Source organism: Rhodoplanes roseus (assembly GCF_003258865.1).
Lineage (GTDB): Bacteria > Pseudomonadota > Alphaproteobacteria > Rhizobiales > Xanthobacteraceae > Rhodoplanes > Rhodoplanes roseus.
The window spans coordinates 1-4,525 of the sequence record NZ_NPEX01000378.1 but is presented as its reverse complement, the minus strand read 5'-3'; the positions used below and the strand labels follow the sequence as shown (position 1 = coordinate 4,525).

General features: G+C 70.5%; 5 protein-coding genes. 2 read left to right on the top strand and 3 right to left on the bottom strand.

What is annotated here, in order from left to right; genetic code table 11:
* Positions 1 to 596, top strand: a 596-nt coding sequence (locus tag CH341_RS28505) for a formylglycine-generating enzyme family protein (RefSeq protein WP_146604659.1), incomplete at its 5' end; no start/stop codon positions are given.
* A gap of 393 nt (positions 597 to 989) precedes the next feature.
* Here the strand turns inward: CH341_RS28505 and CH341_RS28500 are convergent.
* The 3 genes from CH341_RS28500 to CH341_RS28490 form a co-directional block, all read right to left on the bottom strand.
* Positions 990 to 2,228 carry a Coenzyme F420 hydrogenase/dehydrogenase, beta subunit C-terminal domain gene (locus CH341_RS28500; protein ID WP_425376217.1) on the bottom strand — a complete coding sequence of 413 codons (1,239 nt, stop codon included), beginning with the start codon at positions 2,226 to 2,228 and terminating at the stop codon, positions 990 to 992.
* Between the two features lie 140 nt (positions 2,229 to 2,368).
* The gene (locus CH341_RS28495; RefSeq protein ID WP_146604658.1) at positions 2,369 to 3,256 is read right to left on the bottom strand and encodes a hypothetical protein; all 888 of its coding nucleotides are present in this window, start codon (positions 3,254 to 3,256) and stop codon (positions 2,369 to 2,371) included.
* A gap of 12 nt (positions 3,257 to 3,268) precedes the next feature.
* The gene (locus CH341_RS28490) at positions 3,269 to 3,466 is read right to left on the bottom strand and encodes a hypothetical protein (RefSeq protein ID WP_111422508.1); all 198 of its coding nucleotides are present in this window, start codon (positions 3,464 to 3,466) and stop codon (positions 3,269 to 3,271) included.
* 386 nt (positions 3,467 to 3,852) lie between these two features.
* Here CH341_RS28490 and CH341_RS28485 point away from each other — a divergent pair, with 386 nt between their 5' ends.
* Positions 3,853 to 4,497, top strand: coding sequence for a hypothetical protein (locus tag CH341_RS28485; RefSeq protein WP_111422506.1), 645 nt, complete (start codon positions 3,853 to 3,855; stop codon positions 4,495 to 4,497).
* Positions 4,498 to 4,525: the final 28 nt, after the last annotated feature.

The window sequence follows — 4,525 nt, the reverse complement described above, 5'->3', positions numbered from 1 at the left end:
CGCGGCCGTTCGCGAGCGGCCGCCGCGAGATCACGTTCGCCGAATGGGACCGCTGCGTCGCCGCCGGCGCGTGCCGCCACCGGCCCGACGATCACGGCTGGGGCCGCGACGCGCAGCCCGTGATCGACGTGAGCTGGGACGACGTGAAGGTCTATCTCGGATGGCTGTCTCAGATCGCGGGCCGGACCTACCGGCTGCCGAGCGAGGCGGAGTGGGAGTATGCGGCGCGCGCCGGCTCGGTGACGCCGCACTGGTGGGGCCGCGACATCGGCCAGGGCCGCGCCAATTGCAGCACCTGCACGGCGCAGCCGGCGCGCCGCACCCTGCCGGTCGGCTCGTTCCGTCCCAACGCCTTCGGCCTCTACGACACCGCCGGCAACGCCGCCGAATGGGTGGAGGACTGCTGGAACGAGTCTTACAAGGGCGCCCCGAAGGACGGCACCGCCTGGGCGGCCGGCCAGTGCCGCCAGCGCGTGCTGCGCGGCGGCGCCTTCGGCTCGACGCCCGCCGCGATCCGCTCCGCCGCCCGCTTCCGCTACGACAAGGACGTCCGCTACTACGCCAACGGTTTTCGCGTCGCCCGCGACTTGCCGTGAGCGGCGAGGGAGCGGTGGGAATGTAACTTTGCAAAAACGGCAGGCGTCTCATCGACGCCATCCATTGGCGTGACTCGGCGACCAGGATCTACGGAATTTGGCACCCCGTTACGCCGCAAACGGCAGCGACAAAGGCGATCAGAACTTGCTCGTCCGGAAGATTGTTGAAAATAGGAAAATCAGTAGAGCTTCCGGCCGGCCCACCCCCAAGCGATTCGACCCGGACGACGTTGACGTAGCGCCTCGTACCGGCCCAGTCCTTGTCGGGCGAAGCACGCCTTATCCAGGCCCGTTTGAACCCGTGCGGTCCCTGCTGCCACTCGACGTATATCTGGTGTTTAAGATCGCGTTGGATTTGCATGACAACTCCCTGAGCCACAGAACAACGGCGTCCTACTTCTCGCCCTCGCCCGGGGTCAGACCGTAGGGGGCGACCAGATCCCAGACGTGCTGCGGCACCATGTGGCGCAGGCGCTTGGGGCGGGCGCGGCGCAGGTGCAGGATCGTCTCGATCGCCTTCATCTCCAGCCGGGCGCGGGCGAACTCCAGGCCGCGCGGCCCGATCTTCGGCATCAGCCAGGCGACCAGCGGGCGGAGAAAGTCCGGCGTGCCGCGCACCGGCAGGCCGCCGGCGGCCCGCTCGGTGTTCTTGAGAAAGCCCTTGACCGGCGCGCCGCGCTTGCCGGCGCTGCCCGGCTCGGCGGTCCGCACCTCGTCGCCGAGCAGCGCCAGCAGCTCCTCGCCGCGCGCGTTGCGGACCAGCAGCCACTGCTCGCCCTCGCCGCCCATGTAGCCGACCGTGATGTCGGAGAGCACGTTGGTGTAGTCGACGCAGGTGCGGCAGGTGAGCGGGAAGAAATCGCGCGGCAGCTTGGAGAGCGGCAGCAGCAGGAACGGGATGCGTTTCTGCGTGCCGTCGGAGAAGCGCAGCTCGACGTGATAGTCGGCGCGGAACTCCAGATACGTGATGGTGCCGGGATCGTCGGCGAGCAGCGCCAGGAATTCGTGGAAGCGCTCGGTCGTGGTGTTGTCCGAGCACGGCGTGCCGACGACGTAGATCTTCTCGAAGCCGAGCTCCCGCTCGATGGCGCGCAGCGCATGGATCTGGCACGGGATCCCGACCACGGCGATGCGCTTGAAGCCGAGCGCGCGGGCCGGCTCCAGCAGCGCCAGCAGCGGCGCGTAGCCCATGCGCATGCCGCGGCATTGCGCCATGCCCTCCGGTCGCGTCACCAGCACGGGGCGCGGACGCCAGCGGTCGGCCGGATCGGCCGCCATGGCCAGCACGGCGTCGACCGCGCCGGTCTCCAGCAGGCGCTCGCCGATGCGGGTGACGATGCCGGTCCACTGCGCGCCCGGCCGCGGGCTCTTCAGCGCGGCGCGCAGCATCTTGCGGAACGGGCCGAAGAACAGCTCGTCCGGCTTCTCCGGATCGCGGGCGCGGCCGTGCACGGCCTTTTCCATCCCCGCATAGTCGGGCTTGAGGAACTGGCAGGCGTGGCCGCACTGGCCCGGCGTCGCGGTGCGCGAGATGCCGCAGTCGGTGCACAGGTCGCGCCGGACCGCCTCGGCGATCGGCGGCGTCCACACCGGCGGGATCGAAGGTCCCGGGGGGATCGACGGCTGATGAATCGTCACGGGCCCGCTCCGCACGCGCGCGGCGGCACGCGACCGCCGCTGCGGGCGACGATAGGCCGCCGCGCCGTCTCACGCAAAGCGGGAGGGACGCGCATGGCTTGCCGGACTAATCCACCGGATCAGGGCTCGCGAAATCAGTGGCCGAGCAGCGAGACGAAGCTCGGGCCGCCCGGCGGCGGGCCGGCCTCGGCGACCGGCGCGGTCTTGCTGACGGCCGGCATCGAGGGCAGCGGATAGGGCGGCACCAGTACGATGGTGCCGGGCGTGATGTCCGGGCCGGGCAGCAGCCGGGCCTCGGCGATGCGGGTCTTCAGCAGGGTCAGCGAGCGCTCGACCTCGACGGCCGCCGGCATCGGGGTGGCGATCACCAGCCGCTCGAGCGCGTAGCCGTAGGAGGCCGTGCGGTTGACCAGCGACTGCTGCACCCAGCTCATGATCAGGGCGTTCTCGGCCATGCGGGCCTGGGCATTGCCGGCCTCGCCCGGCGTGAGGCCGTTGACGTGTCCGAGGCTCTTGCCGCGCTTGATGTCCATGTCGAGCACGCGCCGCGCCGCCGCCACCCAGTTGGGCAGGCGGGTGACGTCGTTGCGGATGTCGTCGTTGAGGCGCGAGTAGCGCGCCGTCGCCGAGCGATACGCCGTCTGCATCAGGATCTGCTCGTAGGCGGCGATGTTGAAGACGCACCAGTCCTGCCGCACGCCGCGCGTCACCCCGTACTCCTCGAGGATCGAGTACCAGCGCTGCCTCTCGTAGGGCGCCTCGATCATCGGGAAGGCGAGATCCCGCATCACCCGCTCGTCCTCGGTGAGCGGATAGGCCGAGGCCGGCAGCCCGGCCTGGGTGGCCGCCGCGGGCCCCATCCAGTCGTGCACGCCGTCGCGCACCAGGCCCGGCTTCACGCGGCCGAAATCACCATTGGCGCAGCCGCCGAGCAGCGCCGCCGTCATCACGACGAGCGCCGGGGCGCAACGCCACGCCACACCCGTGCGAGCGCGCCATTCCCGGTCCTGCACCTTGCTCACCACGCGCCCCGCTTACCGTCGTGCCGTCGGGCGACGCCGTTTGCGTGAGCCCGCCGAGCTGCCGTCGCGCAGCCCGTCGCGTGGGTCATCCGCGTAACGATCGACCCGGACCACCGGCAGAATGATGATGGTGGCCGGCTCGTCGACACTCCGGCCCCGGCCGTCGCTGTAGACGTAACGACCCGCCGGGAAGGTGATGATGGTTCCCATGGCCCCCTCCATCGGATCGGGAGTGATCCGCGGTATGCCAGCATCGATTAGGGGCTGGTTTGGTTAACGGTTGGTTAAGCATAAATTGTTGATCCACAAGGGTTGTGGACGGGCAACACCGGGCCGTTTCGCAGCACTTTTTCAGCCTCCGTCGCCGCTGCGGGCCGGCGCGGCGCGGGCCCGTTTCGCCGACCGGCACCGGAGTGCCGGCGCACGACCCGATCGCGGCGCCGGAGCCGCTGCGCGCCACACCCTCCGATTGCTCGAACTTTAGGGAAAAGGTTAACGGGTTGTTTGGGTTAAGGCTCCGCTAACGAGTCCCGCCGTAAGCTCCGCGAGGTCTTCGGGAGACCGTGTTCGAAGCACCTGGCGGGGGCTCGTTGCGTATGTCGTCCTTGTTTCCGGGTCTGGACAGCCTGGTCGGGCTCGCGCAGCACGGTGTCGACGTGAAGCCGACCCTGTTGCGCGTCCTCACCGACCTGTACGTCCAGAAGCCGACCCACTCGCCGGACGAGGAGCGCCAATATGTCGAGCTGTCGCTGCGCCTGATCGATGCGGTCGACGCCGCGACCCGCGACATCGTCGCCCGCAAGCTCGCCGCCTATCCGGGCGCGCCGGCCAAGATCATGGACCGGCTCGCCGGCCGGCCGGAGGCGCCCGCCGCGCCGGCACCCGAGCCCGTCTCCGAGACCCGCCTGCAGACCGAGGCCCGCGCCCTCACCCGCGACTTCTTCGAGGCCGATACGGACGGCCGCCGGGCGATTCTGCACGCGCTCGATCGCACCGGGCCGCTGGAGACCGCCGGCGGCCCGACCCCGAGCCAGGACGTGGCGCGGCGGCTGGAGGCCAGCGTGCTGGGCGGCCGGCCGGGCGACTTCGTGCGCGAGCTCGAACGGGCCCTGGACCTGTCGCGGGCGCTCGCCGAGCGCATCGTCAACGATCTCGGCGGCGAGCCGCTGGTGGTCGCGGCCCGCGTGCTGGCGGTGCCGACCGGGTGGGCGAGCTGCTCACGCCGCTGGTGCGCGCCGTGAAGCGCGAGAAGCGCAACGTGATCTGGTC

What these genes read in the sequence shown, in the direction of transcription:
- CH341_RS28490 (WP_111422508.1), bottom strand. Translation starts at nt 3,466, where the DNA reads ATGGGAACCATCATCACCTTCCCGGCGGGTCGTTACGTCTACAGCGAC.
- CH341_RS28485 (WP_111422506.1), top strand. Translation starts at nt 3,853, where the DNA reads ATGTCGTCCTTGTTTCCGGGTCTGGACAGCCTGGTCGGGCTCGCGCAG.